Below are 25,936 nucleotides of genomic sequence, written 5' to 3' on the forward strand. Positions count from 1 at the left end.
CGGCGGCACCGCATGTGAGACGGCGGTGCGTCCAGGCGGCACTGTATTGAAGACATGGAGCGGCCGGCCGTCATTCGCCGCGCAGCAGCTCGCGGATCCGCACCACCGTGGCCTCGTCGCGGCCCACGGCGAAGGGCAGCGCGTTGTCCCTGTCCACCCGGAAGGGCACCCCGGCGACGGTGCTCTGCTCGCCTCCCGCCTCGGCGACCAGCAGCAGTCCGGCCGCGTGGTCCCACGCCGAGGGCCAGCTGAAGGCCAGGCCGTCCATCTCGCCGCGGGCCACCTTGAGGTACTCCAGGCCGGCCGATCCGCAGGGGCGGGCCGCGACCCCGGGCACATCGAGCCGGGCCAGGGTGCGCTTGTCCTCGTCGGAGGTGTACAGCGGGTGGGCCATGGCGACGCGCAGCACGGCACCGGGCTCCGGGGAACCGCTGTGGATGCGCGCGCCGTTGACGTGGGCGCCCTCACCGCGCACGGCGGTCGCCAGCTCGTCCAGCGCCGGGGCGTACGTCCAGGAGGCGAGGATCTCTCCGCGGTGGGCCAGCGCGACCAGGGTGCAGAAGCCGGGGTCACCGCTGACGAACTGCCGGGTGCCGTCCACCGGGTCCACGATCCACACGGGCGCGTCGGCGCGCAGCGCCGCGTACACCGTGGGGTCGGCGTGCACGGCCTCCTCGCCGACGACGGCGGAGCCGGGCAGCAGCCGGGTCAGCGAGGCCGTCAGGTGCTCCTCGGCCTTGCGGTCGGCGACGGTGACCAGGTCGTGCGGGCCGCTCTTCTCGTCGACCTCGTGCTCGGCGAGCTGGCGGAACCTCGGCATGACCTCGACCGCGACCGCCTTGCGGACGGCCTCCTCGACGGCCGACAGGTCAAGGGCCGGAAATTCTGTGATCATGCCTCCATCACACCACGTCCGACTGACAAACCCCACCCGCTGTCCCGACGGACCCGAGGACTGCCGGTGGACGGCAGGTGTCCGTGTCCGGGCCGCGCTCAGCCGAGGTGCTGCCACAGGAAGGTGTGGGCGAGGGCCTGGTTGAAGGCGGCCTGCCCGTTGTCGGTGGCGCCGCCGTGGCCTCCGCCGGTGTTCTCGTAGAAGTGGACCCGGTGGCCGAGTTCGCGCAGGCGCGCGGCCGTCTTGCGGGCGTGGGCGGGGTGGACGCGGTCGTCGCGGGTGGAGGTCATCAGGAGCAGCGGCGGGTACGGGCGGCCGGCGGCCAGCTGGTGGTAGGGGGAGATCGCCCGCAGGTGGGGGCGGTCGGCTTCGTCGTCCGGGTCGCCGTACTCGCCGGTCCAGGAGGCGCCCGCCAGGAGCTTGTGGAAGCGGAGCATGTCCAGCAGGGGGACCTTGGCGACGATCGCGCCGAACAACTGGGGGTAGCGGGTGAGCATGGCGCCCATGAGGAGGCCGCCGTTGCTGGCGCCGAGGGCCCCGAGCCGCCCGGGGGTGGTGATGCCGCGCTCGACGAGGTCGCGGGCGACGGCGGCGAAGTCCTCGAAGGCGCGGGGCCGGCCGGCGCCGAGGGCGGCCTGGTGCCAGGCCGGTCCGTACTCGCCACCACCGCGGATGTTGGCCACGGCGTAGGTGCCGCCGCGGGCCAGCCAGGCCCGGCCGGTGACCGGGCTGTAGCGGGGTGTCTGCAGGTCCCGGAAGCCTCCGTACCCGTACAGCAGCACCGGCCGGGGGCCGCACGCGCCGTCGGGGCCGACGACGAAGTACGGCACCCGGGTGCCGTCCGCCGAGGTGGCGAAGTACTGCCGCGCCGCCATTCCCGTGGCGTCGAAGTGGGCCGGGGCCTGCTTGAGGGTCTCGGTGGCGCCGCCGATCTCGCCCCGGTAGAGGGTGGACGGCCGCAGGAAGGAGTCGACGTCGAGGAAGTACTCGTCGGACACGTACGGGTCCGTGTCGGTGATGCCCGCGGACGACAGCGGCGCCACGTCCGCCAGCGGCCGCCGCGCCCACTCCCCGCCGGGGCCGGGGGTGAGGACCTCGATGCGGGTCGCGACGTCGGACAAGGTCTCCAGGATGAGGTGGTGGCGGGTCCAGCTGTGCCCGGCCAGGGCGGTGCGCCCGTCGGGGGCGAACAGTACGGAGGCGGTGCGGTCACCGGCGAGGTACGCCTCGAAGTCGAAGGCGAGGAGGGAACCGGCCGGATGCCCCAGCCACGGGGACTTCGGGGTGACGATGAGCCACCGCTTCCAGGCGTACTTGCCCGCGTCGTCCGGTACGTCCAGGCGTACCGGCGTGTCGTCGGCGGCCAGGAGGAACAGCTCGTGGTGCCAGAAGTCCCGGGCCCTGGAGACGAAGTCCCGTTCGAAGCCCGGCGTGGGGTCCCGCCAGCCCGTGGCCGCGATGTCCGCCGCCTCCGCCTCGAAGACGGGCTGCGCCTGAGCGAGGGCCGTGCCGCGGCGCCACCGGCGTACGGTGCGGGGGTAGCCGGCGTCGGTGAGGGAGCCCGGGCCGGTGTCGGTGCCCACGTACACGTGGTCGGCGTCGATCCAGCCGATCCGGGTCTTCGCCTCCCCCACCTCGAACCCGTCCGGGACGAACGCCTTCGTGCCGAGGTCGAACTCCCGGACCACGACGGCGTCCGCGCCCTCCCGGGACAGGGTCACCAGCGCCCGCCGGTGGTCCGGGTAGCGCACCTGCGCCCCGTCCCACACCCACTCCACGCCCTCGTCGGCCCCCAGTGCGTCGACGTCCAGGAGCAGCTCCCATTCGGGCGCGTCCTTGCGGTACTGCTCCAGTGTCGTACGCCGCCACAGGCCCTTCGGGTGCTCCGCGTCGCACCAGAAGTCGTAGAGGAACGGGCCCCGGCGGACGGTGTAGGGGATCCGGTCGCCCGCGTCGAGGGCCTCCCGCACGTCCCGCCGCAGCGCTTCGAAGCCGGGTCCGCGGGTCAGCGCGGCGAGCGTCTCCGCGTTCCGCTCGGCCACCCAGGCGAGCGCGTCCGCGCCCTCCACGTCCTCGAGCCACAGGTACGAGTCTTCATCCGTCACGACGGGCGATTCTCCCCGATCTGCGGCAGCCGCGGGCGTGACCGGGCCTCAGGTCCGTGCCCGGCCGGCCTCCCGCGGGGTGTCGGGGGCGGAGAGGACCAGTTCCCGGCCGGGGCCGAGCGGGGCGAAGTGGCGGGCCACTTCCTCGTCGCAGACATCGGCGAGGTCGGCGGGCGCCCAGCGGGGGCTGCGGTCCTTGTCGATGACCTGGGCCCGGATGCCCTCGACCAGGTCGGGCGAGGCCAGCGCGGCGCAGGAGACGCGGTACTCCTGCTCCAGCACCCGCTCCAGCGGTCCGAGGTGCCGGGCCCGGCGCAGTGCGGCCAGGGTGACCTTGAGCGCGGTCGGTGACTTCGCGGCCAGCGTCACCGCGGCCTCCTTCGCCGCGGGCACGCCGCTGCAGAGCAACCGGGCGACGATCTCCTCGACCGTGTCGGCGGCGTAGCAGTCGTCGATCCACTCGCGCTGGGACGCCAGTTCACCGGCGGGCGCCAGGCCGACGTGCGCGGCGACGGCGTCGGGTACGGGTTCCCGCGCGAGGTCCGCCACCAGCGCACCGAGCCGCTCGGACGGTACGAAGTGGTCGGCGAGGCCGCACAGCACGGCGTCGGCGGCGCCGACGGACGCGCCCGTCAGGGCGAGGTGCGTGCCGAGTTCACCGGGCGCCAGCGAGAGGAGGTAGGTGCCGCCGACGTCGGGGACGAAGCCGATGCCGGTCTCGGGCATCGCGACGCGGGAGCGCTCGGTGACGATCCGCACGTCGCCGTGGGCGGATATCCCGACACCGCCGCCCATCACGATGCCGTCCATGAGGGCGACGTAGGGCTTGGGATAGCGGGCGATCAGCGCGTTGAGCCGGTACTCGTCCCGCCAGAAGTCCGCCGAGGCCCTGCCGCCCGTTCTGGCGTCCTCGTGGATCGCCCGGATGTCCCCGCCCGCGCACAGGCCGCGCTCTCCCGCCCCGGAGACCACCACGGTGTCGACGGCGGGGTCGTCGCGCCACGCGGTCAGGGCCTGCGCGATCCGCAGCACCATGGGGTGGCTGAGGGCGTTGAGGGCCTTCGGACGGTTGAGGACCAACCGGCCGGAGCGGCCCTCGACGTGGACGAGGACGTCTGCTTCTGCGGTCACCGCAGGCTCTCCATGGGGCTGCGGGCGACGATGACGCGCATGATCTCGTGGGTCCCTTCCAGGATCTGGTGCACACGGAGCTCGCGGACGGTCTCCTCGGTGCCATCTTCCCCCACATGGCCGTGGCCGCCGTGGCGGATCCCGGATCCGCGCCTCGTTCGACCCGGTCGGCGACCCGGTACGGGACCACTCCTTATTGCACATATATTGCAGTTGCAGATAAAGGGTCAGAAGGAGTGGCGCAGTGGGCGGACCAGTGGTGCTCGGGATCGAGTCGTCCTGCGACGAGACCGGCGCGGGGATCGTGCGGGACGGGCGGCTGCTCGCGCACGTGGTGGCGTCGAGCATGGACGAGCACGCACGGTTCGGGGGCGTGGTCCCGGAGATCGCCGCGCGGGCGCACCTGCACTCCTTCAATCCCGTCGTACGGCGGGCCCTGGACCAGGCGGGGCTGCGGCTGCACCAGATCGACGCGGTCGCCGTCACCACCGGACCCGGTCTGTCGGGCGCGCTCCAGGTGGGCCTGGCCGGGGCGAAGACCCTCGCCTACGCGGCCGGGGTGCCGTTGTACGGGGTGCACCACCTGGCAGGCCATGTCGCCGCGGACACCCTGGAGCACGGGCCACTGCCCGAGCCCTGCGTGGTGCTGATCGTCTCCGGCGGCCACACCTCGCTGCTGCTCGTACGGGATCTGGTGCGCGAGCCGATCCTGCACCTCGGGGACACCCGGGACGACGCTGCGGGCGAGTGCTTCGACAAGGTGGCGAGGATCCTGGGGCTGCCGTATCCGGGCGGCCCGGCGATCGACCGGGCCGCGCGGGACGGCGACCCGAAGGCGGTGGTCCTCCCGCGCCCGCTGACCCGGCCCGGGGACGATCCGTACGCCTTCTCCTTCTCCGGGCTCAAGACGGCGGCGGCCCGCTGGGTCGAGCAGCACCGTCTGCGCGGCGAGGAGCCGTCCGTGGCCGACGGGGCCGCCGCGCTGCAGGAGGCCGTGGCCGACGTGCTGACCCGCAAGGCGCTGGCCGCCTGCCGCGCCCACGACGTGCAGACGCTGGTCGTGGTCGGCGGTGTCGCCGCGAACTCGCGCGTGCGCGCCCTGGCCGAACGGCGGTGCGCCGCGGCGGGGATCGAACTGCGCGTGCCGCCGATGACGCTGTGCACGGACAACGGGGCCATGATCGCGGCGGTGGGCGCCCTGCTCGTCCGCTCCGGCGCCGCACCCGCTCCGCTGGACGTGACCATCGACCCGTCCGCGCCGCTGGAGTACGCCTCCCTGACCCCGCTGCCCGTCGGTCAGCGGCCCAGCGCCGGGATGACCTGCTGACCGTAGGCGTCGATCGTGGCCTCCCGCGCGTCGTGCATGGCGTAGACGGCGAACTGGTCGACGCCCAGGTCGCGCAGTGCCCGCAGTTTCTCGATGTGGGCCTCCACCGGGCCGAGCAGGCAGAAGCGGTCCACGATCTCGTCGGGGACGAAGTCGGCCGACGGGTTCCCGGCGCGGCCGTGGTGGCTGTAGTCGTAGCCCTCACGGGACTTGATGTACTCGGTGAGGGCGTCCGGGACCATCGAGGAGTGTTCGCCGTAGCGGCCGACGAGGTCAGCGACGTGGTTGCCGACCATGCCTCCGAACCAGCGGCACTGGTCGCGGGCGTGGGCCGGGTCGTCGCCCACGTACGCGGGGGCCGCCACGCAGATGGTGATCTCGTCGGGGTCGCGGCCGGCCGCCGTGGCGGCCTCGCGGACCGCCTTGACCATCCACTCGGTGAGGTAGAGGTCCGCGAGCTGGAGGATGAACCCGTCGGCCTTCTCGCCCGCGAGGGCCAGGGCCTTCGGCCCGTACGCGGCCATCCAGACGGGGAGTTTGCCGTCGCGGATCCAGGGGATCCGGATCGGGCTGCCGTCCACGACGGCTTCCCGGCCCTCGGCGAGGTCGCGGATCACGTCCATGGCCTCGCCGAGGCGGGCCAGGGTGTTGGGTTTGCGTCCCGCGACCCGCATCGCCGAGTCGCCCCGGCCGATGCCGCAGACGGTGCGGTTGCCGTACATGTCGTTGAGGGTGGCGAAGGTGGAGGCGGTCACCTCCCAGGTGCGGGTACCCGGGTTGGTGACCATCGGGCCGATGTGCAGCTTCTGGGTATGGGCCAGGATCTGGCTGTAGATGACGAAGGGTTCCTGCCACAGGACGGCCGAGTCGAAGGTCCAGCCGTAGCGGAAGCCGTTGCGTTCGGCGCGCTTCATGAGGCTGACGACCTGGGAGGCCGGCGGGTCGGTTTGCAGGACGAGGCCGAAGTCCATCACGGCTCCTTACAGGTACTGGCAGGTCGAGCGGTGGACGAAGGCCCCGTGTCCGGGCCGGCCGGTGTACTCGCGCCGGTCGATGACGAGTTCGCCGCGCGAGAGGACCGTGTCGACGCGTCCGGTGATCCGCCTGCCCTCGTACGCCGAGTAGTCCACGTTCATGTGGTGCGTCTCGGCGGAGATGACCTGCTCGGCGTGCGGATCGTAGAGGACGATGTCGGCGTCGGAACCCGGCGCGATGGTGCCCTTCTGCGGGTAGAGGCCGAACATGCGGGCCGGGGTCGCGCAGGCGATCTCGATCCAGCGGCGGCGGGTGATGTGCCCGTCCAGTACGGCCTGGTGGAGGAGGTCCATACGGTTCTCCACGCCCGGCAGCCCGTTGGGGATCTTCGAGAAGTCCCCGCGTCCCAGCTCCTTCTGGCCGCGGAAGCAGAACGGGCAGTGGTCGGTGGAGACCACCTGGAGGTCGTTCGTCCGCAGGCCCCGCCACAGCGCCGCCTGGTGCTCGCGCGGCCTCAGCGGGGTGGAGCAGACGTACTTGGCGCCCTGGAAGTCGGGCTCCGCGAGGTTGTCGGTGGACAGGAACAGGTACTGCGGGCAGGTCTCCCCGAAGACCGGCAGGCCCTTGTCGCGGGCCGCGGCGAGCTCCGCGACCGCCTCCTCGGCCGAGACGTGGACGACGTACAGCGGGGAGCCGGCCACCCGGGCCAGCTGGATGGCCCGGTGCGTGGCCTCCGCTTCGAGGAGCACCTTGCGGACCTCGCCGTGGTGGCGCGGGTCGGTCTCGCCGCGCGCCAGGGCCTGTTCGACGAGGACGTCGATCGCGATGCCGTTCTCGGCGTGCATCATGATCAGACCGCCGTTGCCCGACGCCCGCTGCATCGCGCGCAGGATCTGCCCGTCGTCGCTGTAGAAGACGCCCGGGTAGGCCATGAACAGCTTGAAGGACGTGACGCCTTCGCCGATGAGGTGGTCCATCTCCTTGAGGGTGCCCTCGTTGACGTCGGAGAGGATCATGTGGAAGGCGTAGTCGATCGAACAGCGGCCGTCGGCCTTGTCGTACCAGGTGTCGAGTCCGGCGCGCAGGGAGCGGCCCACGCTCTGCACGGCGAAGTCGACGATGGTGGTGGTGCCGCCCCAGGCGGCCGCCCGGGTGCCCGTCTCGAAGGTGTCCGAGGCGGCGGTGCCGCCGAAGGGCAGCTCCATGTGGGTGTGGGCGTCGACCCCGCCGGGGATGACGTACTTCCCGCTCGCGTCGAGCGTGCGGTCCGCCGTCCAGCCGTCGGCGACCTGCGACCCGTGGGCCGCGAGGGCGACGACCCGGCCGTTCTCGATCAGGATGTCGGCGTGCAGTTCGTCGGCGGCCGTGACGACGAGTCCGCCGCTGATCAGGGTGCGGGTGCTCATGTACGTTCCCTCGCTGCTAGTTCAGACTCCGCAGGGCCTGTTCGAGGATCTCGGCGCCCTCTTCCGCCTCCGCGACGGTGAGGGAGAGCGGCGGCGCGATGCGCAGCACGCTGGTGTTGTACCCGCCGCCCTTGCCGAGGAGCAGCCCTCCGGCACGCGCGGCCTCCAGTACGGCGGCGGCGGCTTCGGGGTCGGCCGTGTCGGTGCCGGGCTTCGTCAGCTCCAGGCCGGCCATCAGGCCCCGGCCCCGCACCTCCCGTACCGCGGGCACGGTTGCGGCGATGGCCCGCAACCGCTCCAGGAGCAGGCCGCCGACGCGGCGGGCGTTGCCCTGGAGGTCGTGCTCCAACAGGTAGGCGAGGTTCGCGACGCCGGCCGCCATGGTGACCGGGGAGCCGCCGAAGGTGGAGATGGAGTTCGAGTCGATGCAGTTCATCACCTCGGGGCGGGCCACGACCCCGCCGATGGACATGCCGTTGCCGATGCCCTTGGCGAAGGTGAGGATGTCCGGCGGGCCGTTCTGGGCGTGGGCCTGCCAGCCCCAGAAGTGCTCGCCGGTGCGCCCCCAGCCGGTCTGCACCTCGTCGCTGATCCACAGGATGCCGTGCCGGTCGAGGACCTCGCGGAACCGGCCGTAGAGGCCGTCGGGCGGGGAGGTGAACCCGCCGACGCCCTGGAACGGTTCGGCGATGAGCGCGGCCACTCCCCCGCGGGTCTGGCCCAGTACGTCTTCCAGGTCTGCGACGGCCGCGGCGGTGAACTCGGCGTCACCGAGGTGGGCGAAGGGGCCCCGGGTGCGGACCGCGCCGTGGACGTAGAACGTCTGGAGCGGCGAGAGGCTCGTCGGGGACCAGCCGCGGTTGCCGGTGATGGAGACCGTGGAGAACGACCGGCCGTGGTAGCTGTTGCGCATCGCCAGGATCTGGTTGGAGCGGCGGTACGTCGTCGCGAGCAGCAGGGCGGTGTCGTTGGCCTCGGTGCCGGAGGTGGTGAAGAAGACCCGGGCGTCGGGGATGCCGGAGAGGGCGGCGACCCGTTCGGCCAGCTCCACCATCGGGCGGTTCAGGTACAAGGTGGAGGAGTGGATGATCCGCCCGGCCTGTTCGGAGACGGCCTTGGTGACCTCCGGCAGGGCGTGGGCGGTCATCGTGGTGAGGATGCCGCCGAAGAAGTCGAGGTAGCGGTTGCCTTCGGCGTCCCAGACGTGGCGGCCCTCGCCGTGGGTGAGTTCGATGGGGCGCTCGTAGTAGAGGGTGAGCCAGTCCGGCAGGACGGCGCGGTGGCGGCTGTGCAGGGGGATCGGGTTGCTCACGGCTGTACGAGTCCTCCGTAGGCGTCGGGGCGGCGGTCGCGGTAGAAGGCCCACTGGTCGCGGACTTCCTTGATCAGATCGAAGTCGAGGTCTCGGACGAGGAGTTCTTCCTCCTTGTCGCTCGCCGCCTCCCCGACGAACTGCCCGCGGGGGTCGACGAAGTAGCTGCTGCCGTAGAAGTCGTTGTCGCCGTACTCCTCTTGGCCGATGCGGTTGATGGCCGCGATGAAGTACTCGTTCGCGACGGCCGCGGCGGGCTGTTCCAGCTGCCAGAGGTAGGCGGACAGACCGCGGTGGGTGGCAGAGGGGTTGTATACCAACTGGGCTCCCGCGAGGCCGAGTTGGCGCCACCCCTCCGGGAAGTGCCGGTCGTAGCAGATGTAGACGCCGACGCGGCCGACCGCGGTGTCGAAGACGGGCCAGCCGAGGTTGCCCGGGCGGAAGTAGTACTTCTCCCAGAAGCCCTTGACCTGCGGGATGTGGTGCTTGCGGTACTTGCCGAGGTAGCTGCCGTCGGCGTCGATGACCGCGGCGGTGTTGTAGTAGAAGCCCTCGGACTCCCGCTCGAAAACCGGTACGACGATCACCATGCCGGTCTCGCGGGCCAGGTCCTGCATCCTGCGGACGGTGGGGCCGTCGGGCACGGGCTCGGCCCACCGGTAGTGCTCGGGCTCCTGGACCTGGCAGAAGTAGGGGGCGTTGAAGACCTCCTGGAAGCCGATGACCTTCGCACCCTGGGCGGCCGCCCGGCGGGCGTGCTCCTCGTGCTTGGCGATCATCGATTCGGTGTCTCCGGTCCAGGTGGCCTGGACGAGTGCGGCGCGGACGACTTGGGCCATGAGGTGCCTCCTCGCGACGGGAACGCCGACTTCTACGCACGTAGACGGTGTCCGTAGGGAGTAGAACGTAGGCCTCGTCACAGCGTGGGGCAAGAGCGCCGTGCACTGTCGGCCCAGTCGATCACGTTACGTCGGCGCGTGATCGTTTGCGATCAGCAGACGGGCGGTTCAGGGCAGGGGGATCCCCGCGACGCGGAGGGCGTGGGACAGGTCGCGGTGTTTGCCCCCGGCGAGTACGGCGGCCGCGCGGAGCAGGCGCGGGGCGAACCACTGCGGGTCCCGGCGGGCCAGGGCGGCGGCCTCCTCGGCGGTGCGCAGCCGGACGAAGGCGGCGAGGAGCACGTCGGCCTCCCGCTCGCGGCCGGCGGCGCCGAGAACGAGGGCGGCCTCGGCGATCTCGGCGGTGGGGCGGCCGGCGCCCTGGCGCAGCAGCGCGTCGCAGTCGGCGTCCCGCCCGGCCTCCCCGAGGGCGGCCGCGGCGGCGGCGAGCCGGTCGGGCGGGAGGGAGGCCGCCTCCCACAGCAGGGTGGCCCAGTCGGCGCCGAGCCCGGCGCGGCCCAGCTCGGCGGCGAACTCCGGGAGCAGGCCGGCGGGCCACGCGGCGGCCTCGCACAGCAGCGCGTGTGCCTCGCCGCCGCGACCCTGCGCCCGCAGCCCGACCAACCGCGCCACGGTCCGCGGCACCTCCACCGCCGCGCCGGCTCCTGGCCGGGGTGCGGGTACGGGTACGGCCGGTCGCGCCCCGGGCCCCCCGCCGTCCGGGGTGGGGGCCGCCGGATCGGCGGTGAACCAGGGCGACACCACCGGCCGCCCTGCGGCAGCCTCCGGCGACACCGCTGCCCCACCGCCGTGCCACACCGCCTCCACCGGCTGACCGGCCGGATGCTCCGGCGGAGCCGTCGGGGCGGCGTGGGCCGAGGGAGGGGCCGCCGGGCCGGCGGCGGGCCCGGCCTGGGGCGGGAGCGTCGGGCGGGGGTCCACGGTTCCCGGCGGGGCGGGCTCCGGAGCCGCCTTGGTGGGGGCGAGGTGGGCGAAGCGGGCGCCCCGGGGGGTGGCCTGCGGCGCCTGCGGGGCTTCGACGGGCAGGGACGGCGGCCCCACCTCGGCCGGCGCACCCGCGTACCGGGCCCCTCCGGCTCGGCGACCGCCGCGCCGCCACCGCCCCTCGGCCCGCCCCGGCGACCCCGCACCCCGCTGCCCCGGCACACCGTCGAGCGGCGCCCCCGGCCGCTCGGCATCCGGCTCCCTCCGCCGAGGCCCGAGAGCGGGCGCGGGCGCGGGCGGTCGGACCACCGCATCAACCGCGGGCTCCTCGTGGCCGGCCTCCCGGAACGGCCCGAGCGGCTGCGCCCCCGCACGGGCTCCCGCCTCCGCGTACGAGGCCTCCTCCGCAAGTGCCCCGAACGGCTCCCCCACCGGACCGGGGCGCGGCACCACCGGGAGCGGGTGACCGGGTGTCGCCTCGCCGGGTGTCGCCTCGCCGGGCGGCGTCCGCAGGGACGCGAGGCGGCTCGTCAAGTCGTCCTGGCGGGCCCGGGCGCGGGACGTGTCGTCCCGGAGCCAGGACAGCTCCCGGTCCAGCTCGGCCGCCTCCGCCGGGGCCGTGGCCCGGTCCCGCAGCTCCGTCAGCCGCGCCAGGGCGGCCTCCGCCGCCGCCCGCTGCTCCGACGCCCGGGCCAGCAGTTCCCGCAGTTCGCGCTCCCCACCCGGCGCCCGGTCCCACGCGGCGACCGCCGCGACCCGCAGCCGGGCCGCGTACTCCACCTCCCCCGCCACCGCCCCCGCATCCCGCAGCAGCGACGCCAGCACGTCCCAGGGCGGTATCGCGGCGCCGTCCAGACAGGCCCGCATCCCCTCCGGGTCCCGCCGCAGGAACTCCCCGTACCACCCCGCCCCGGGATCCAGTCTCCGGGTCAACCCACGTAAGTAGTCAGCGAGTTGACCGATCAGCAACGAAGTCGCCGTCTCCATCCCCGCATTGGACCCCACCCGCGTTACGGGCGGGCTACGGGAATCTCAAAGCTTGACGGCGATCCCGGTGTGCGGCCGCTCGCCCCGCCGCACCAGTGCGGCGGGCAGGTCCACCGCCCAGAACTGCCAGGTGTACTTGCGCGACATCAGCTTCCGCACCCGCCGCAGCCCCGTCTCGTCCAGCAGCCGCGCCTGCCCCTCCACCGCGACGGCACCCTCCGGCACGCGTCCGCGCACATCGCAGGCGCTCACCGCGACCCGCCCGTTGTTGCGGATCCGCTTGACCTTCCACGAGTCGCTGCGCGTCCACACGTACAGCTCGCCCCCGTCGGCCACCGCCCAGACGGGGGTGGCGACGGGGGTGCCGTCCTTGCGGAAGGTGGTGAGGCTGACGTACCGCGCCTTGCCGAGCTCCTCCATCGTCATATCCCGACCCTAGGGGATCGCGGGGACTTCCGTCCCGGGTGCGGCTCCCCTCAGGCGGGGACGAAGGCGCAGCGGCGCAGCACCTCGTCCAGGGACAGGCCGAGCGCCTCGGCGACGGCGGCGACCGTGAAGAAGGCGGGCGTGGGGGCCCGGCCGGTCTCGATCTTGCGGAGGGTCTCGGCGGAGAGTCCGGCGCTGGCGGCGACCTCGACCATGCTGCGGCCGCCGCGGGCTTCGCGCAGCAGCGCGCCCAGACGTTCGCCGCGCTCGCGCTCTTCGGGGGTGAGGGGGGTACGGACCATGCCTCCATCCTACCCCGGCCCCCAATAATCATCCCGTTACAGTTATACCGGTATAGTTATTGGCATGATGGAACTCAAGACAGATGAATCGATCGACCGGATGCGCGCCGCGGGGCGGGTCGTCGCCCATGCGCTGGCCGCCGTAAGGGACCGGGCGCAGGTCGGGGTCTGCCTGCTGGAGCTGGACCGGACGGCCCGCGAGGTGCTCCGCGAGGCGGGTGCGAGCTCGCCCTTCCTGGGCTACCGGCCGCGGTTCGCGCCGGCGCCCTTCCCCGCCGTGGTGTGCACCTCGGTCAACGACGCGATCGTGCACGGCGTCCCCGACGGGTACCGGCTGCGCGACGGCGACCTGGTCAGCGTCGACTGCGGGGCGAAGCTCGGAGGCTGGGTCGGCGACGCAGCGGTCAGCTTCACCGTCGGCCGCGGGCGCCCGGCCGACCTGCGGCTGATCGGGACCGCCGAGGCGGCCCTCGCCGCGGGGATCGCCGCGGCCGTGCCCGGCAACCGGATCGGGGACATCGCCCATGCGGTTGGCACGGTGTGCCGCTCCGCCGGGTACGGCATCCCCGAAGGCTTCGGCGGCCACGGCATCGGCCGCAGCATGCACGAGGACCCGGGCGTGCCCAACGAGGGGCCGCCGGGACGCGGCGTGCGGCTGCGCCCCGGCATGGTCCTGGCGATCGAGCCGATGCTGACGTCGGGCGGCACGGACGACTACTACTGCGACGCTGACGGCTGGACCCTGCGGACCGTCGACGGCAGCCGCGCCGCCCACGCCGAGCACACGGTCGCGATCACCGCCGACGGTCCGCGGATCCTCACCGCCCTGTAGGTGGCGCGCCGTTACGGGTGGCCGTGCGGGTGGACGACCATCGCCGATCCCCCGCCCCGGCGGCTGGTCTCGGCCGCCGCCAGCCAGCGGCCGTCCGGGAGCCGCTGGACGCCGGTCGCGGCGCCGATCTCCGGGTTCTGCTTGAAGACGTGGCCCAGCGCCTCCAACTGGGCGCGGACCGGGCTGCCCCACAGGCCCGGTTCCAGCTCCGTGGTGCTCTGGTTGCGCTGGCTGGCCCGCGGCGCGGCGATCGCGTCGACGAGCGGCAGGCCCCGGTCCAGGTGCCCGAGGAGGGTCTGGAGCACGGTGGTGATGATGGTGGCGCCACCCGGGGAGCCGACGGCGAGCACCGGGCGACCGTCCTCCAGCACGATGGTCGGCGACATCGACGAGCGCGGCCGCTTCCCGGGGCCGGGCAGGTTCGGGTCGGGGACGCCGGGGGCGGCGGGGGCGAAGGAGAAGTCGGTCAGTTCGTTGTTGAGCAGGAAGCCGCGGCCCGGCACGGTGATGGCGCTGCCGCCGGTGGATTCGATGGTCAGGGTGTAGGAGACCACGTTGCCCCAGCGGTCGGCGACCGTGAGGTGGGTGGTGTTCTCCCCCTCGTACGTGGTGGGCGCCGCCTGGCCGGTGGTGGCGCACGGCGCCGGCTTTCGCGGGTCACCGGGGGCGAGCGGGCTGGTCAGTGCCCGGTCCGGCGTGATCAGGCAGGCTCGGGTGTCGGCGTAGCGCTGGGAGAGCAGTTCCCGGGTGGGGACCTGCTCGGCGGCCGGGTCGCCGACCCAGCGGCCCCGGTCGGCGAAGGAGATCCGGGAGGCCTCGATGTAGTGGTGCAGGTACTGCGCCTCGGAGAGCGCGCCGAGGTCGGTGCCCTCCAGGATGTTCAGCGCCTCGCCGACCGTGGTGCCGCCGGAGGAGGAGGGGGCCATGCTGTAGACGTCCAGGCCCCGGTAGCGCACCTGGGTGGGGGCCTGCCGCTTGGTCCCGTAGGCCCGCAGGTCCCCGGTGGTCAGGTCGCCGGGGCGGACGTTGCGGGTCGCGGCCGGGCTCACCGGGGGCTTGCGCACGGCGCGGACGATGTCCTCGGCGAGCGGGCCCCGGTAGAGGGCGCCGGTCCCCTTGCGGCCGAGTTCGGCGTACGTGGCGGCGAGGTCGGGGTTCTTGAAGGTGGACCCGACCACCGGCAGCGCCCCGCCCGGCAGGAACAGCTTCGCGGTGTCCGGGAAGTCCTTGAAGCGGTCCTGGTTGAGCTCGGTCTGCGCGCGGAAGGTGGCGTCGACGGTGAAGCCGTCCCGGGCCAGTTTCTCGGCGGGCTGGAGCAGCCGCCCGAGCGGCCGGCTCCCCCAGGCGTCGAGTGCGCTCTTCCAGGTCGCCGGGGTGCCGGGGACCCCGACGCCGCGGCCGCTGGTCTGGCCCTCGGCGAAGGGGATGGGGACGCCGTTCTCCTGGAACAGGGTGCTGGTCGCGCTGGCCGGGGCGGTCTCGCGCCCGTCGATGGTCTGCACCCGGTGGGAGGCGGCGTCGTAGTAGACGAAGTAGCCGCCCCCGCCGATCCCGGCGGAGTACGGCTCGGTGACCCCGAGCGCGGCGGCGGTGGCCACGGCCGCGTCCACGGCGTTGCCGCCCGAGCGCAGCACCTCGATGCCGGCCGCCGAGGCGTCGGCGTCGACGCTGGCGACGGCCCCGCCGTAACCGACGGCGACCGGGACCTTCGCGGGGGCGCCGGTCGCCGCGGAGGGCGGGGCGGCCGCGCCGGTGGACACCAGCGCCCCGGCGAGGGCGACGAGCGCGAACTGACGTGTGGCGGGACGACGCATCCGTACCTCCAGTCGACAGCCCGTCAGATCCCCTGTGACGGGCCCGGTCCGGCACTTTAGCCCCACGGCACCCCCCGCGTCAGGACCGCGCGGGGCGGGTTACCATCCGCGCCATGAACGACGACGTGCGCAACATCGTGCTCGGGGTGGTGGCCACCGCCATCAGCGGCGGTTTCGGCTGGTTCTCCCGGACGTACCTGTGGCGCCGCACCCTGCGCCGCAAGCAGGCCTTCTTCGGACTGCCCACCGGCTCGGACTGCGTGTTCGTGGTCAACCGCCAGATGGGCGGCACGGAGGGGTCGGTGCACCGCAACGACGCCTTCGCGCTGCTGGAGATATCCGCGTTGATCAAGGACTGCTCTGCCAACCTGCAGATCGTGGCCCACGACACGGCCCGCCAAGGCGTCGGGGAGCGGGCCGAGTTCTGTGTGGGCGGCCCGGTCTCCAACGCGCGCACGGCCGCGCACCTGGCCTCCATGCTGCCGGGTGTGCAGGTCGACGTCTCCACCGAGGCGGGTCCCGACCGGGGGGCGATCCGGGTCGGTGAGGAGATGTTCCGCTGGGACCGGGGCCGGGTGGACCACGTGCTGCTGGCACGGCTGACGACCGGGCCGGGGACGAGGCCGGTGTTCCTGATCTCCGGGCAGACCGCGATCAGCAACCAGGCGGGCGCGCGGTACCTGGCCCGCCACCACCAAGAGCTGGCCCGCAAGTACGGCAACGACTCCTTCTGCGTGGTGCTGAAGGTGGTCAACTCGCAGGCCTACGGCCCGGACGTGGTCGAGCTGGCGGCCGACGTCACGCGCGCGGCGCGGACACCCGCAGCGGCAGCCGCGTGATCCCGTTGATGAAGTTGGAGACCAACCGCCGCGGCGCACCCGCCTGTTCGGGAGGGGGCATGAGCTCGCGCCACTGCGCGTAGAAGGTGCGCAGTTGCAGCCGGGCGAAGTGGGCGCCGAGGCAGACGTGCGGGCCGTCACCGAAGGAGACGTGCGGGTTGGGCGACCGGCCGGGGTCGAGGCGTTCGGGTGCGTGGAAGACGCGATCGTCGTGGTTGGCGGAGGCGTGGAAGACCACGACCTTGTCCCCGGCGCGGATCGGCTGCCCGGCCAGTACGGTGTCGACGGCCGCGGTGCGGCGGAAGCTGAGCACCGGCGGGTGGACGCGCAGGAGTTCCTCCACGGCCCGCTCCACGGGCACTTCGCCGCGGGCCAGTCGCCGGTAGGCGTCCGGGGCGCCGGCCAGGGCGAGCAGGCCGCCGGGCGCGGCGCTGCGCACCGTGTCGTTGCCGGCGACGGTCAGCAGGAAGAAGAACATCTCCAGTTCGCCCGGGCCGAGTTCCGATGCGGCCAGTGCCGTCATCACGTCTTCGGCGGGGTGCGCCCGCTTGTACGCGGCCAGGTCGCGGGCGTAGGCGAACATCTCGCCGAGCAGGGCCGGTGAGCGCGGGTTGAGGGGTTTCCCGTCGGGGCCGGGCTGCGGCGCGGGCGCGTCCTCGGGGTCCTGGTAGCCGATGATCCGTACGGTCCAGTCCAGCAGCAGTCCCCGGTCGGCGGCCGGGACGCCCAGCAGGTCGGTCAGGTTGAGCAGCGCGTACTCGTCGGTGACGGCGGTGACGAGGTCGGCGGCGCCGTCCACGGCCCCGTCGCGGGCGGCGCACAGCAGGCTGCGGGCGCGGTCGCGCACCCGGGCGGTGAAGGCGTCGACGTGGGCGGGGGTGAAGGCCCGGGCGACGAGCCGGCGCAGCCGCCCGTGGTCGCCGGCGCCGCGCCGCGGGTCCTGGTTGAGCATGGTGCGCCGCAGGAACGGCAGGTCGGCCGGGTCGGGGTCGCGGATCTGGGTGGCACCGAGCCAGGAGGAGTACGTGGCGTGGTCGCGCAGGACCCGTACGGTGTCGGCGTGCCGGGTGACGGCCCAGAACCCGGGGCCGGCGGGCCAGCCCAGGACCTCCGGTTCGGCCTGCCACGCCACCGGGTGACGTGCGCGCAGCAGCCGGTAGCGCTCGTGCGGGATGCCCGCGGCGTAAAGGCGGGGGTCGAAGACGTCGAGGCCGTCGGGGACGTCGGCGCCGTAGCCGGGGGCGTCGGTCATGGGGCCACGTTGGCCCCCGTACACCCCTCCCCGCAAGGGGGCACGGGCGGTGGGGGCGGCCCGGCTTTCCTCCCGGGGGAATGCGGAGGATCGTGGGTGGTGACCGTAGGCATCGCTCCAGGGAGGCGCGTCATGCGCAAGGTCATGGACTGCAGGGAGTACCCGAGCGAGATCGGGTGCACCTTGATGATCACGGGTGAGGAAGAGGAAGTCCTCGGCGCAGCTGTCCAGCACGCCGTCGCCGTGCACGGCGAAGAGGACACTCCGGAGTTCCGTACCGCGCTGCGCGGCATGCTGAAGCCGGAGGTGCCCCAGCACGCCTGAGCCGCCCGGCTCCTGCGGCCCGGACGGGGCCCGTACCTAGCTCCTGCGGCGCAGTGCCGTCGTCAGGGCGGTGAGTTCCGTCAGGCGCAGAGGCGCTGCCAGGAGGAGGACGACGAGCGCGAGGACCGCGGCCCCGGCGCCGGTGGCGGCGAACCGGCCGGCTCCCTCGCAGGCGCGGGCGGCGCCGTACCCGGCCGCTGCCGCGGGCAGGCACGCGGCCAGCAGCCGCAGGTGGGTGCCTGCCGCCGTGGCGGGGCCGCCGGTGAGGTCACGCGTGCGCGGGCCGAGCCGCCGGGCGAGGGCGTACGCGGTGACCGCGGCGCCCGCCGTGAAGGCGGCCGAGGAGGCGGCGGCCATGCCGGTCACGATCCACCGCACGGGCAGGAGTTCGTAGGCGGCGTAGGAGAGCCCGGCGTTCAGGGCGACGATGACCAGGTTCAGGAAGAACGGGGTCCGGGTGTCGGAGAGCGCGTAGAACCCGCGCGAGAGGACGTACTGGGCGCAGAAGGCGACCAGGCCGGGGGCGAACGCCACGAGTATCCCCGCCATCACCTCGGCGTCTGCGGCCCTGACCTCGCCGTACTGGAAGACGCAGGCCGTCAGCCAGGGTGCGAGCGCCGCGAACAGCGCGGCGGCGGGCACGATCAGGGCGGCGCCGGTGCGCAGGGCGTAGGAGACGTCGCGGCGGACGGCGCCGAGGTCGCCCGAGGCCGCGGCCGCACTCATCCGGGGCATCAGGGCGGTGACCAGGGAGACGGTGACGATGCCCTGCGGGACGATCCACAGCTGGTAGGCGTTGGTGTAGGCGACGTAGCCGACACCGCCCGCCACCCCGTCGGCCTCGGCGAGTTTCCCGGCCGTGGTCGAGAGCCGGGTCACGACCCAGTAGGCGAACTGGTTGGAGAGGACCAGCAGGACCAGCCACCCCGCGTTGCGCAGGGGGCGGGCGAGGCCGCTGCCGCGCCAGTCGAAGCGCGGGCGCCACCGGAAGCCGGCGGAGCGCAGGGACGGGAGCAGGGCGAGGGCCTGGACGACGATGCCCGCGGTGGTGCCGATGCCGAAGAGCCGGGTCTCGGCGGAGGTGAAGCCCCTGCCGCCGCTGTGTGAGAGGACGAGGAAGAGCCCGAACACGGCGATGACCACGAGGTTGTTGAGGACCGGGGTCCACATCATCGCCCCGAACCTGCCGCGGGCGTTGAGGACTTGCCCGAGCAGGGTGAACAGCCCGTAGAAGAATATCTGCGGGAGGCAGAACCGGGCCAGGGCCACCGTGGAGTCCACCTCGGCCGGCGTGTACGAGGCGGGGGTGTACGCCGAGGTGATCAACGGGGCGGCGAGGACGGCCGCGGCGCTCAGCGCGAGGAGCGCCGCGGTGCAGGCGGTGAGCAGCCGGTCGGTGTACGCGGCGCCGCCGTCGGGGTGTTCGCGGGCGGCCCTCATCAGTTCGGGCACGAAGACGGCGTTGAGCGCGCCGCCGATGAGCAGCATGTAGACGATGTTGGGGACGGTGTTGGCGACGGCGTAGCTGTCGCCGCGGATCTGGGTGCCGAGGGCCGCGAGGACGACGGCGGAGCGGACGAAGCCGGTGGCCCTGGAGACGATCGAGCCGGCCGCCATCAGTGCGCCGCTGCGCTGTACCGACGTCTTGCGCGGTGCGGTGCCCGGGCGTGCCGTGAGCGGCGCCGCTCCCGTGGCCGTCACCGGCTGCCCGGGTCGGTAAGTCGGTCCATCGGTGGTTCCCCCGCTCGGTCGTCGATCGGCACCGAGGGTAACCCGGGCCTGCTGTTGACACGAAGTCAATCGTTACCCGTACGTAACTTACCCATGGGTTACCTACGGTAAGCCACTCCCGTTACCGTCGGCACACTTTGTCACCGGCGCACGCGAGGAGCATCGATGCCCCGCACCACCAGCACCGCAGCAGCCGTGGCGGCCCTGCTGGCCGCAGCCGCCCTGGGCCTGTCCCCCCACCAGGCCCAGGCGGCGGCCGCGGACGCAGCCACCGCAGCTCCCTCCGGTCCCGCAGCCACCTCGTCCTCGTCGGAGCTGCGCTTCCACGACATCCCCGGCTCCGGCGGGATCACCCTCAAGGGCAACGTCTTCACCCCGGCGGGCGCCCAGAGCGGCCGGACGTACCCGCTGATCGTGCTGCCCACCAGTTGGGGCCTGCCGCAGATCGAATACATCGCCCAGGCGAAGCAGCTCGCCGACTCCGGTTACGTGGTGGTCAGTTACACCTCCCGCGGCTTCTGGCTCTCCGGCGGCCGGATCGAGGTCGCGGGGCCGCCCGACATCGCCGACGTCTCCGCCGTCATCGACTGGGCCCTGGCCCACACCCCCGCCGACGCGCAGCACATCGGCCTGGGCGGGGTCTCCTACGGGGCCGGCATCAGCCTGCTGGCCTCCGCGCACGACCCGCGGATCAAGGCCGTGGTCGCGCTCAGCGGCTGGGCCGACATCGTCGACTCCATCTACTCCGGCCGCACCCAGCACCTCCAGGCCGCCGGGCTGCTCGGCGCCGCCGGCTACCTCACCGGCCGTCCCGGACCCGAACTCCAGGGCATACTCGGCGACTTCCTCGGCTCCCGGCTGGACCGGGAACCGCAGATGATCGAATGGGGCAAGATCCGCTCGGCGGCCTACCAGGTCGACCGGATCAACGCGAACGGCCCCGCCGTCATGATGGGCAACGCCTGGGGCGACACCATCTTCCCGCCCAACCAGTATGCGGACTTCTTCGAGAAGCTGACCGGCCCCAAGCGCCTGGAGTTCCGCCCGGGCGACCACGCCACCGCCGAGGCCACCGGCCTGCTGGGGCTGCCCAACGACACCTGGACGAACGCCCGGCACTGGTTCGACCGTTATCTCAAGGGCGAGCGCAACGGCATCGACGCCGAAGCTCCCGTACAGATCAAGTCCCGCAGCGAGGGCGGCTACGAGGGCTACGCCGACTGGAAGTCCGTCGGCTCGGGCGGCTCCGAGAAGTTCGCGCTCCCCGACAGCGAGCACGTGTGGGCGAACATCGACTCCGGCGCCGACGGCGGGGTGGTCTTCCTCTCCAGCGTCCTCGACCAGCTCGCCAAGACGCCCCCGGCCGCATCGATCCCGCTGCTGCCCCGCGCCTTCGCCGCCGTCTGGCAGTCGCAGCGCTACGACGCCGACCGGCGCGTGCGCGGCACCGTCGCGCTGCACACCACCGTGACCCCCAGCGCCGGGGACGGCACCTTCGTCGCCTACCTCTACGACGTCGGCCCCCTGGGCATCGGCAAGCTGGTCACCAACGCCCCGTACACCTTCCACGGGAAGGTGCCCGGCCAGGCCTTCGGGGTGGACCTGGACCTCTTCTCCACCGCCTACGACGTGCCCGCGGGCCACCGGCTCGCCGTGGTCATCGACACGGTGGACCCGCTGTACATCGAACACAACCCGGCCGGCGCGCAGCTGACCTTCTCCTCACCGCGCACCGATCCCTCGTACGTCTCGGTGCCGCTGCGCGAGCAGTGATCCACGGCTGCTGCCGGCCGGGCCGGTTCCAGGGGTCAGCGCAGCGGCGTGCCCGGCAGCAGCGTGCCCGGATCGACCGGGGCGACGTCGACCGCCTCGGTCTTGGGGCTCCGGCGCTGGCGCCTGGCCACCCAGGTCGCGAGCCAGGACAGCAGCATGCACATGCCGATGTAGACCGGTGCGATGACCATCACCACCGGGATGAACGGCAGGTCGTAGTCCAGGTTCGAGGCGATCAGCTTCCCGGCGTGCAGGAACTCCTCGTAGGTGATCAGGAAGCCCAGCGAGGTGTCCTTGAGGGCCACCACCAGCTGGCTGATGATCGCGGGGAGCATCGCCCGTACCGCCTGCGGGGCCAGTACGTGAGTCATCACCTGCGTCTTGCGCATGCCCAGGGCGTACGCGGCTTCGCGCTGCCCCTTCTCCACCGCGTTGACGCCCGTACGGAAGACCTCGGCCAGGACCGAGCCGTTGTACAGGGTCAGCCCGGCCACCAGGGCGGGCAGGGGCTGCACCTGGAGCGCGACGAAGATGAAGAAGATCATCACGAGGACGGGCATGGCCCGGAAGAACTCCACCAGCAAGGTGGACAGCCAGCGCACCGGACGGTGGACGGACAGCCGCCCGGTCGCGAGCACGGCGCCCAGCGCGAGCGAGAGCACCGAGGCGTAGGCGAAGGCCTTGAGCGTGTTCCCGAGTCCGGTGAGCAGCAGGTCCTGGATGCCCTCGTACTCGAAGGGCGTCCACTTGGCCGAGGTGAACTGGTGGGTGTCGAAGAGCAGGTAGACGATCCAGCCCAGCAGGGCCAGGATCAACGCGGTCGACAGGACGCCGTAGAGGAGGTGCCGGCGCCGGGCCCGCGGGCCGGGGATGTCGTAGAGGGCGGTGGACTGGGTGTCCCCGTGGAGCGCGAGCGCGGTCATCGGGCGACTCCCCAGCGCTTCTCCAGCACGTTGAACAGCGCGCTGATGGACAGGGTGATGATCAGGAAGCCGACGGCGATCCAGACGAACGTCCAGATGATGCTGTAGCCCAGCTCGTTGAGGGTCTTGTAGGTGCCCAGCAGCTCGGTGACGCTGAACGCGCCGGCGATCGCGGAGTTCTTGGCGAGAGCGATCAGGGTGGAGCCGATCGGCGGGATGACGGAGCGGAAGGCCTGGGGCAGCACCACGCCGCCCAGGGTCTGGGTGAAGGACATCCCCAGGCTGCGGGCCGCCTCGCCCTGACCCTTGGGCACGGTGTTGATGCCCGAGCGCAGCACCTCGCAGATGAAGGCGGAGGTGTAGCAGCCGAGCGCGAGCACGGCGAACAGCTCGAAGGGAAGGACCACCCCGAAGCGGGGCAGGCCGAGCAGGACGGCGAAGAACAGCAGGGTGAGCGGGGTGTTGCGCAGCACGGTCACCCAGACCGTGCCGAAGACGCGCAGCGATCCGATGGGGGCGACCCGGAAGGAGACCATCACGAAGCCGAGCGCGAGGGCGAGGAGGGAGGCGTAGACGGTGAGTTCGAGGGTCCCGAGGAAACCCTCGAGGTAGATCGAGAAATTCTGGGTCAGTACGTCCATGGCGGTGTGCTCTCCCCTCAGCCCGCCGGGTAGCGGTCGATGGCGGGCGGTTGCGGGGCCGGTACGCCGGAGAGGCCGAGCGTGGCCTGGTAGGCCTTCTTCCAGTTCCCGTTCTCCTCGTTCTGGGCGAGGGCGTCGTCGAGGGCGAAGCGCAGGGCGTTGTCGGAGCGCGGGACGCCGATGCCGTAGGGCTCCTCGGAGAAGGGTCTGCCGACGACCTTGAGCTCGTCGGGAACCTTGGCGGCGTAGCCGAGGAGGATCGAGTCGTCCGTGGAGACGGCGTCGACCTGGTAGGTGAGCAGGTTGTCGACGCACACGGAGTACGTGTCGTAGGCGACGAGCACCGCCTTGGGGTACTCGCGCTGGAGGCGCTGGTAGGGGGTGGATCCGGCTGCGGAGCAGACCTTCTTGCCGGCGAGGTCGGCGGGGCCCTTGATGTCCTTCTCGTTCTTGCGCACGAGCAGGGACTGGCCGGCCATGAAGTAGGGGCCGGCGAAGCCGACCTGCTTCTTGCGGTTGGCGTTGATGGTGTAGGTGCCGACGTAGAAGTCGATCTGGCCGTTCTGGAGGGCGGTCTCGCGGTTGGCGGAGGCGATGGTCTTGAACTCGATGGTCTTGGGATCGAACCCGAGGGCGGCCGACATCATCTTGGCGATCTCGATGTCGAAGCCGGAGTAGCGGCCGCTGGAGGGGTCCTTCTCCCCGAGGTAGGGCTGGTCCTCCTTGGCGCCGACGATGAGGTGCCCGCGGCGCTTGGCCCGCTCCCAGGTGCGTGAGTCGGGCAGCCGGAAGCCGGTGGCGACGTGGTACACGGGCAGGGCCTCCGGCGGCGGCCCCTTGACCGGGGGGCTGCCGGAACGGCCGCAGCCGGTGGCGGCACCGAGTAGCGCGAGCAGGAGCAGGGCGAGCAGGCACACGGGCGTGCGGGAGCCGATGCGGCGTTTCACGGGCCGTTCCCCTCAGTGCTTGAGGATCTTGGAGAGGAAGTCGCGGGCCCGGTCGCTCTCGGGTGCGGTGAAGAACGCCTCCGGGGCCCGGTCCTCGATGATCTTCCCGTCGGCCATGAACACGACGCGGTTGGCGGCGGAGCGGGCGAAGCCCATCTCGTGCGTCACCACGACCATCGTCATGCCCTCGGCGGCGAGCCGGCGCATGACCTCCAGCACCTCGTTGATCATCTCGGGGTCGAGGGCGGAGGTGGGCTCGTCGAACAGCAGCGCCTGTGGGCTCATCGCGAGGGCGCGGGCGATCGCGACCCGCTGCTGCTGGCCGCCGGAGAGCTGGGCCGGGTACTTGTCCGCCTGGTCGGCCAGGCCCACCCGCTCCAGTAGCTGGCGGGAGCGTTTGTCGGCCTCCTCCTTCTTGCGCTTCCTGACCTTGATCTGCGCGAGGGAGACGTTGGCGAGGACCGTCTTGTGGGCGAAGAGGTTGAAGGACTGGAAGACCATGCCGACCTCGGCCCGCAGCCCGGCGAGCTCCTTGCCCTCGGCGGGCAGGGGTCGGCCGTCGAGGGCGATCGAGCCGGACTCGATGGTCTCCAGCCGGTTGATGACCCGGCACAGCGTCGACTTCCCTGAGCCGGAGGGGCCGATGACCACCACCACCTCCCCGCGGCCGACGGTGAGGTTGATGTCTTGGAGGACGTGCAGTTTCCCGTAGTACTTGTTGACGTCCCGCAGCTCGATCAACGGATCGACGGCCATACGCTGCCCTGCCCACTTGTCGGTGTCGAGGTCAGCGCAAACTATCCAGCCGCGGAAGGGCACTTCGCCTCGACACGCCTAAAGCTGACATAAAGGCCTTCGAGATCAGCCCTCCGAGGCCTCGGCGTAGGCCTGGGACAGCTCCGGCGATCCCGTCACCGCCCAGGACACGCCCGACTCGACCACGTTCAGCTCCCGGCCGGAGCCGAGCCGGATCACGGGCTGGCCGTTCGGCCACACCTGCCAGCGGGCCCCCTCGATGGTCCGGACGATCACGGTCCCGAGGTAGAAACCGGCGTCGTTGCCCAGCCAGGGCACGGCCTCCGGATCCCTTCGCCACCGCGGCATCAACTGGTCCAGCTCCTCCAACGACTCCGGGCTCCCGTCGAGTTCGAGCCCGGCCGACCTCGCCTGGGAGCGCAGCATCTCGCACTCCGCGAACAGCTCCGCGACGCCCTCGGGATCGTGCGCGAGGGCGGCGGCGAGCGCCGCACCCTGTTCCGTCGCGTGCCGGTTCCGCCAGTTGGCCAGGAAGGGGATGTTCATACGGACCAGCCTCGCACCGCCGTCCCCGCCTGGCCACAGGGCGCGCAGGACCGGGATCGCGGCTCGCCGGTCAGAGCTCCAGGTCCACGACGACCGGGGCGTGGTCCGAGGCGCCCTTGCCCTTGCGCTCCTCGCGGTCGACGTAGGCGTCCTTGACGGCCTTGGCGAAGGGCTCGTTGCCGTAGACCAGGTCGATGCGCATGCCACGGTTCTTCGGGAAGGCGAGCTGGCGGTAGTCCCAGTACGTGTACGGGCGGTCGTACTTGAGCGGGCGGGGCACGACATCGCTGAGCCCTGCGGCCCGCAGCGCCTCCAGGGCGGCCCGCTCGGCGGGCGTGACGTGGGTCATGCCGGCGAACAGGGCCGGGTCGAACACGTCCTCGTCGGTCGGCGCCACGTTGTAGTCGCCGAGCACCGCGAACGGCCGCGGGCCGGCCGCGTCTTCCGCGACGGCCGCGGCCAGGGCGCGGAACCACTCCAGCTTGTAGCCGTAGTGGTCGTGGGCGACCTCGCGGCCGTTCGGCACGTACACCGACCACACGCGCACGCCGTCACAGGTCGCGGAGATGGCGCGGGGCTCCTCGACGCCCTCGTACGCGGGGCCGTCGGGCAGGCCGACGACCACCTCCTCCAGGCCGACCCGGGAGATCACAGCGACGCCGTTCCACCGGCCGGTGGCGTTGACCACGGCCTTGTAGCCCAGCTCGCGCAGCGCGTCGTGCGGGAACTGGTCCGCGGAGCACTTGGTCTCCTGGACGCACAGGACGTCCGTGCCGGAGCTCTCCAGCCAGGCCAGCAGGCGCGGCAGCCGGGCGGTGATCGAGTTGACGTTGTATGTGGCGATACGCATGCCAACCAACCTACCGCCC

At 72.5% G+C, this 25,936-nt stretch carries 24 protein-coding genes and 1 pseudogene; 5 read left to right on the top strand and 20 right to left on the bottom strand.

Features of this window, described 5'->3' with window-relative positions:
- Nucleotides 1-70: 70 nt before the first annotated feature.
- From OG861_RS06470 to OG861_RS06485, 4 genes and pseudogenes are all read right to left on the bottom strand, one after another.
- Nucleotides 71-895, bottom strand: a complete 825-nt coding sequence (locus OG861_RS06470) for an inositol monophosphatase family protein (RefSeq protein WP_329199611.1) — start codon at nucleotides 893-895, stop codon at nucleotides 71-73.
- A gap of 98 nt (nucleotides 896-993) precedes the next feature.
- Nucleotides 994-3,000 (bottom strand): prolyl oligopeptidase family serine peptidase, encoded by a 2,007-nt coding sequence (locus OG861_RS06475; protein ID WP_329199609.1) that lies wholly within the window; start codon nucleotides 2,998-3,000, stop codon nucleotides 994-996.
- 48 nt (nucleotides 3,001-3,048) lie between these two features.
- Nucleotides 3,049-4,131, bottom strand: coding sequence for an enoyl-CoA hydratase/isomerase family protein (locus OG861_RS06480; RefSeq protein ID WP_329199607.1), 1,083 nt, complete (start codon nucleotides 4,129-4,131; stop codon nucleotides 3,049-3,051).
- Nucleotides 4,128-4,265, bottom strand: a pseudogene (locus OG861_RS06485) (acyl-CoA dehydrogenase family protein); the annotation flags it as partial. The pseudogene OG861_RS06485 and the gene OG861_RS06480, both read right to left, overlap by 4 nt.
- 122 nt (nucleotides 4,266-4,387) lie before the next feature.
- On the opposite strand from OG861_RS06485, the gene tsaD reads away from it, so the two are divergent.
- Nucleotides 4,388-5,458: a tRNA (adenosine(37)-N6)-threonylcarbamoyltransferase complex transferase subunit TsaD gene (tsaD, locus tag OG861_RS06490; protein WP_443064478.1), complete on the top strand. Its 1,071-nt coding sequence runs from the start codon at nucleotides 4,388-4,390 to the stop codon at nucleotides 5,456-5,458.
- Here the strand turns inward: tsaD and OG861_RS06495 are convergent.
- The 7 genes from OG861_RS06495 to OG861_RS06525 form a co-directional block, all read right to left on the bottom strand.
- Nucleotides 5,428-6,429, bottom strand: coding sequence for a TIGR03842 family LLM class F420-dependent oxidoreductase (locus tag OG861_RS06495; protein WP_329199603.1), 1,002 nt, complete (start codon nucleotides 6,427-6,429; stop codon nucleotides 5,428-5,430). The genes tsaD and OG861_RS06495 overlap by 31 nt on opposite strands.
- A gap of 9 nt (nucleotides 6,430-6,438) precedes the next feature.
- Nucleotides 6,439-7,839: a dihydropyrimidinase gene (hydA, locus tag OG861_RS06500; RefSeq protein WP_329199602.1), complete on the bottom strand. Its 1,401-nt coding sequence runs from the start codon at nucleotides 7,837-7,839 to the stop codon at nucleotides 6,439-6,441.
- Between the two features lie 16 nt (nucleotides 7,840-7,855).
- On the bottom strand, nucleotides 7,856-9,151 hold the full coding sequence (locus OG861_RS06505; RefSeq protein ID WP_329199600.1) for an aspartate aminotransferase family protein: 1,296 nt from the start codon (nucleotides 9,149-9,151) through the stop codon (nucleotides 7,856-7,858).
- On the bottom strand, nucleotides 9,148-9,990 hold the full coding sequence (locus tag OG861_RS06510; RefSeq protein WP_329199598.1) for a nitrilase-related carbon-nitrogen hydrolase: 843 nt from the start codon (nucleotides 9,988-9,990) through the stop codon (nucleotides 9,148-9,150). Before OG861_RS06510 ends, OG861_RS06505 begins: the two co-directional genes overlap by 4 nt.
- Before the next feature lie 168 nt (nucleotides 9,991-10,158).
- Nucleotides 10,159-11,907, bottom strand: a complete 1,749-nt coding sequence (locus tag OG861_RS06515) for a hypothetical protein (protein WP_330261437.1) — start codon at nucleotides 11,905-11,907, stop codon at nucleotides 10,159-10,161.
- Between the two features lie 99 nt (nucleotides 11,908-12,006).
- Nucleotides 12,007-12,387 carry a PPOX class F420-dependent oxidoreductase gene (locus tag OG861_RS06520; protein WP_329199594.1) on the bottom strand — a complete coding sequence of 127 codons (381 nt, stop codon included), beginning with the start codon at nucleotides 12,385-12,387 and terminating at the stop codon, nucleotides 12,007-12,009.
- A 50-nt stretch (nucleotides 12,388-12,437) separates the two neighbouring features.
- Nucleotides 12,438-12,689, bottom strand: coding sequence for a helix-turn-helix domain-containing protein (locus OG861_RS06525; protein WP_053786654.1), 252 nt, complete (start codon nucleotides 12,687-12,689; stop codon nucleotides 12,438-12,440).
- A 64-nt stretch (nucleotides 12,690-12,753) separates the two neighbouring features.
- On the opposite strand from OG861_RS06525, the gene map reads away from it, so the two are divergent.
- The gene (map, locus tag OG861_RS06530; RefSeq protein WP_330261438.1) at nucleotides 12,754-13,521 is read left to right on the top strand and encodes a type I methionyl aminopeptidase; all 768 of its coding nucleotides are present in this window, start codon (nucleotides 12,754-12,756) and stop codon (nucleotides 13,519-13,521) included.
- Between the two features lie 11 nt (nucleotides 13,522-13,532).
- On the opposite strand, the gene ggt is transcribed toward map, so the two are convergent.
- A complete protein-coding gene (ggt, locus tag OG861_RS06535) occupies nucleotides 13,533-15,335 on the bottom strand; it encodes a gamma-glutamyltransferase (RefSeq protein ID WP_329199589.1) in 1,803 nt (600 codons plus the stop codon).
- Between the two features lie 113 nt (nucleotides 15,336-15,448).
- Between ggt and OG861_RS06540 the strand changes: the two genes are divergently transcribed.
- The gene (locus tag OG861_RS06540) at nucleotides 15,449-16,174 is read left to right on the top strand and encodes a hypothetical protein (protein ID WP_330261439.1); all 726 of its coding nucleotides are present in this window, start codon (nucleotides 15,449-15,451) and stop codon (nucleotides 16,172-16,174) included.
- Here the strand turns inward: OG861_RS06540 and OG861_RS06545 are convergent.
- A complete protein-coding gene (locus OG861_RS06545) occupies nucleotides 16,134-17,426 on the bottom strand; it encodes a cytochrome P450 (RefSeq protein WP_329199585.1) in 1,293 nt (430 codons plus the stop codon). The genes OG861_RS06540 and OG861_RS06545 overlap by 41 nt on opposite strands.
- Nucleotides 17,427-17,558: 132 nt before the next feature.
- On the opposite strand from OG861_RS06545, the gene OG861_RS06550 reads away from it, so the two are divergent.
- Nucleotides 17,559-17,750 (top strand): DUF1059 domain-containing protein, encoded by a 192-nt coding sequence (locus tag OG861_RS06550; protein ID WP_329199583.1) that lies wholly within the window; start codon nucleotides 17,559-17,561, stop codon nucleotides 17,748-17,750.
- A 36-nt stretch (nucleotides 17,751-17,786) separates the two neighbouring features.
- Here the strand turns inward: OG861_RS06550 and murJ are convergent, their stop codons facing one another.
- A complete protein-coding gene (murJ, locus tag OG861_RS06555; RefSeq protein ID WP_329199581.1) occupies nucleotides 17,787-19,451 on the bottom strand; it encodes a murein biosynthesis integral membrane protein MurJ in 1,665 nt (554 codons plus the stop codon).
- 195 nt (nucleotides 19,452-19,646) lie between these two features.
- Here murJ and OG861_RS06560 point away from each other — a divergent pair, with 195 nt between their 5' ends.
- A complete protein-coding gene (locus OG861_RS06560; RefSeq protein ID WP_329199580.1) occupies nucleotides 19,647-21,254 on the top strand; it encodes a CocE/NonD family hydrolase in 1,608 nt (535 codons plus the stop codon).
- A 35-nt stretch (nucleotides 21,255-21,289) separates the two neighbouring features.
- Here the strand turns inward: OG861_RS06560 and OG861_RS06565 are convergent, their stop codons facing one another.
- From OG861_RS06565 to OG861_RS06590, 6 genes are all read right to left on the bottom strand, one after another.
- The gene (locus OG861_RS06565) at nucleotides 21,290-22,177 is read right to left on the bottom strand and encodes an amino acid ABC transporter permease (protein ID WP_329199578.1); all 888 of its coding nucleotides are present in this window, start codon (nucleotides 22,175-22,177) and stop codon (nucleotides 21,290-21,292) included.
- Nucleotides 22,174-22,818, bottom strand: coding sequence for an amino acid ABC transporter permease (locus OG861_RS06570; protein ID WP_329199576.1), 645 nt, complete (start codon nucleotides 22,816-22,818; stop codon nucleotides 22,174-22,176). The genes OG861_RS06565 and OG861_RS06570 overlap by 4 nt, the downstream gene beginning before the upstream one ends.
- A gap of 17 nt (nucleotides 22,819-22,835) precedes the next feature.
- A complete protein-coding gene (locus OG861_RS06575; protein ID WP_443056668.1) occupies nucleotides 22,836-23,765 on the bottom strand; it encodes a glutamate ABC transporter substrate-binding protein in 930 nt (309 codons plus the stop codon).
- 12 nt (nucleotides 23,766-23,777) lie between these two features.
- Nucleotides 23,778-24,521 carry an amino acid ABC transporter ATP-binding protein gene (locus OG861_RS06580; protein WP_329199574.1) on the bottom strand — a complete coding sequence of 248 codons (744 nt, stop codon included), beginning with the start codon at nucleotides 24,519-24,521 and terminating at the stop codon, nucleotides 23,778-23,780.
- 105 nt (nucleotides 24,522-24,626) lie between these two features.
- On the bottom strand, nucleotides 24,627-25,067 hold the full coding sequence (locus OG861_RS06585) for a DUF6278 family protein (RefSeq protein ID WP_330261440.1): 441 nt from the start codon (nucleotides 25,065-25,067) through the stop codon (nucleotides 24,627-24,629).
- 70 nt (nucleotides 25,068-25,137) lie between these two features.
- Nucleotides 25,138-25,917: an exodeoxyribonuclease III gene (locus OG861_RS06590; protein ID WP_329199570.1), complete on the bottom strand. Its 780-nt coding sequence runs from the start codon at nucleotides 25,915-25,917 to the stop codon at nucleotides 25,138-25,140.
- Nucleotides 25,918-25,936 lie beyond the last annotated feature (19 nt).

It is taken from the genome of Streptomyces sp. NBC_00539 (assembly GCF_036346105.1).
GTDB lineage: Bacteria > Actinomycetota > Actinomycetes > Streptomycetales > Streptomycetaceae > Streptomyces.

What these genes read in the sequence shown, in the direction of transcription:
- map (WP_330261438.1), top strand. Translation starts at nt 12,754, where the DNA reads ATGATGGAACTCAAGACAGATGAATCGATCGACCGGATGCGCGCCGCG.
- OG861_RS06525 (WP_053786654.1), bottom strand. Translation starts at nt 12,689, where the DNA reads ATGGTCCGTACCCCCCTCACCCCCGAAGAGCGCGAGCGCGGCGAACGT.
- OG861_RS06495 (WP_329199603.1), bottom strand. Translation starts at nt 6,429, where the DNA reads ATGGACTTCGGCCTCGTCCTGCAAACCGACCCGCCGGCCTCCCAGGTC.
- OG861_RS06585 (WP_330261440.1), bottom strand. Translation starts at nt 25,067, where the DNA reads ATGAACATCCCCTTCCTGGCCAACTGGCGGAACCGGCACGCGACGGAA.
- ggt (WP_329199589.1), bottom strand. Translation starts at nt 15,335, where the DNA reads ATGCGTCGTCCCGCCACACGTCAGTTCGCGCTCGTCGCCCTCGCCGGG.
- hydA (WP_329199602.1), bottom strand. Translation starts at nt 7,839, where the DNA reads ATGAGCACCCGCACCCTGATCAGCGGCGGACTCGTCGTCACGGCCGCC.
- OG861_RS06540 (WP_330261439.1), top strand. Translation starts at nt 15,449, where the DNA reads ATGAACGACGACGTGCGCAACATCGTGCTCGGGGTGGTGGCCACCGCC.
- OG861_RS06550 (WP_329199583.1), top strand. Translation starts at nt 17,559, where the DNA reads ATGCGCAAGGTCATGGACTGCAGGGAGTACCCGAGCGAGATCGGGTGC.
- OG861_RS06545 (WP_329199585.1), bottom strand. Translation starts at nt 17,426, where the DNA reads ATGACCGACGCCCCCGGCTACGGCGCCGACGTCCCCGACGGCCTCGAC.
- OG861_RS06580 (WP_329199574.1), bottom strand. Translation starts at nt 24,521, where the DNA reads ATGGCCGTCGATCCGTTGATCGAGCTGCGGGACGTCAACAAGTACTAC.
- OG861_RS06510 (WP_329199598.1), bottom strand. Translation starts at nt 9,990, where the DNA reads ATGGCCCAAGTCGTCCGCGCCGCACTCGTCCAGGCCACCTGGACCGGA.
- OG861_RS06570 (WP_329199576.1), bottom strand. Translation starts at nt 22,818, where the DNA reads ATGGACGTACTGACCCAGAATTTCTCGATCTACCTCGAGGGTTTCCTC.
- OG861_RS06470 (WP_329199611.1), bottom strand. Translation starts at nt 895, where the DNA reads ATGATCACAGAATTTCCGGCCCTTGACCTGTCGGCCGTCGAGGAGGCC.
- OG861_RS06590 (WP_329199570.1), bottom strand. Translation starts at nt 25,917, where the DNA reads ATGCGTATCGCCACATACAACGTCAACTCGATCACCGCCCGGCTGCCG.
- OG861_RS06520 (WP_329199594.1), bottom strand. Translation starts at nt 12,387, where the DNA reads ATGACGATGGAGGAGCTCGGCAAGGCGCGGTACGTCAGCCTCACCACC.
- OG861_RS06565 (WP_329199578.1), bottom strand. Translation starts at nt 22,177, where the DNA reads ATGACCGCGCTCGCGCTCCACGGGGACACCCAGTCCACCGCCCTCTAC.
- OG861_RS06560 (WP_329199580.1), top strand. Translation starts at nt 19,647, where the DNA reads ATGCCCCGCACCACCAGCACCGCAGCAGCCGTGGCGGCCCTGCTGGCC.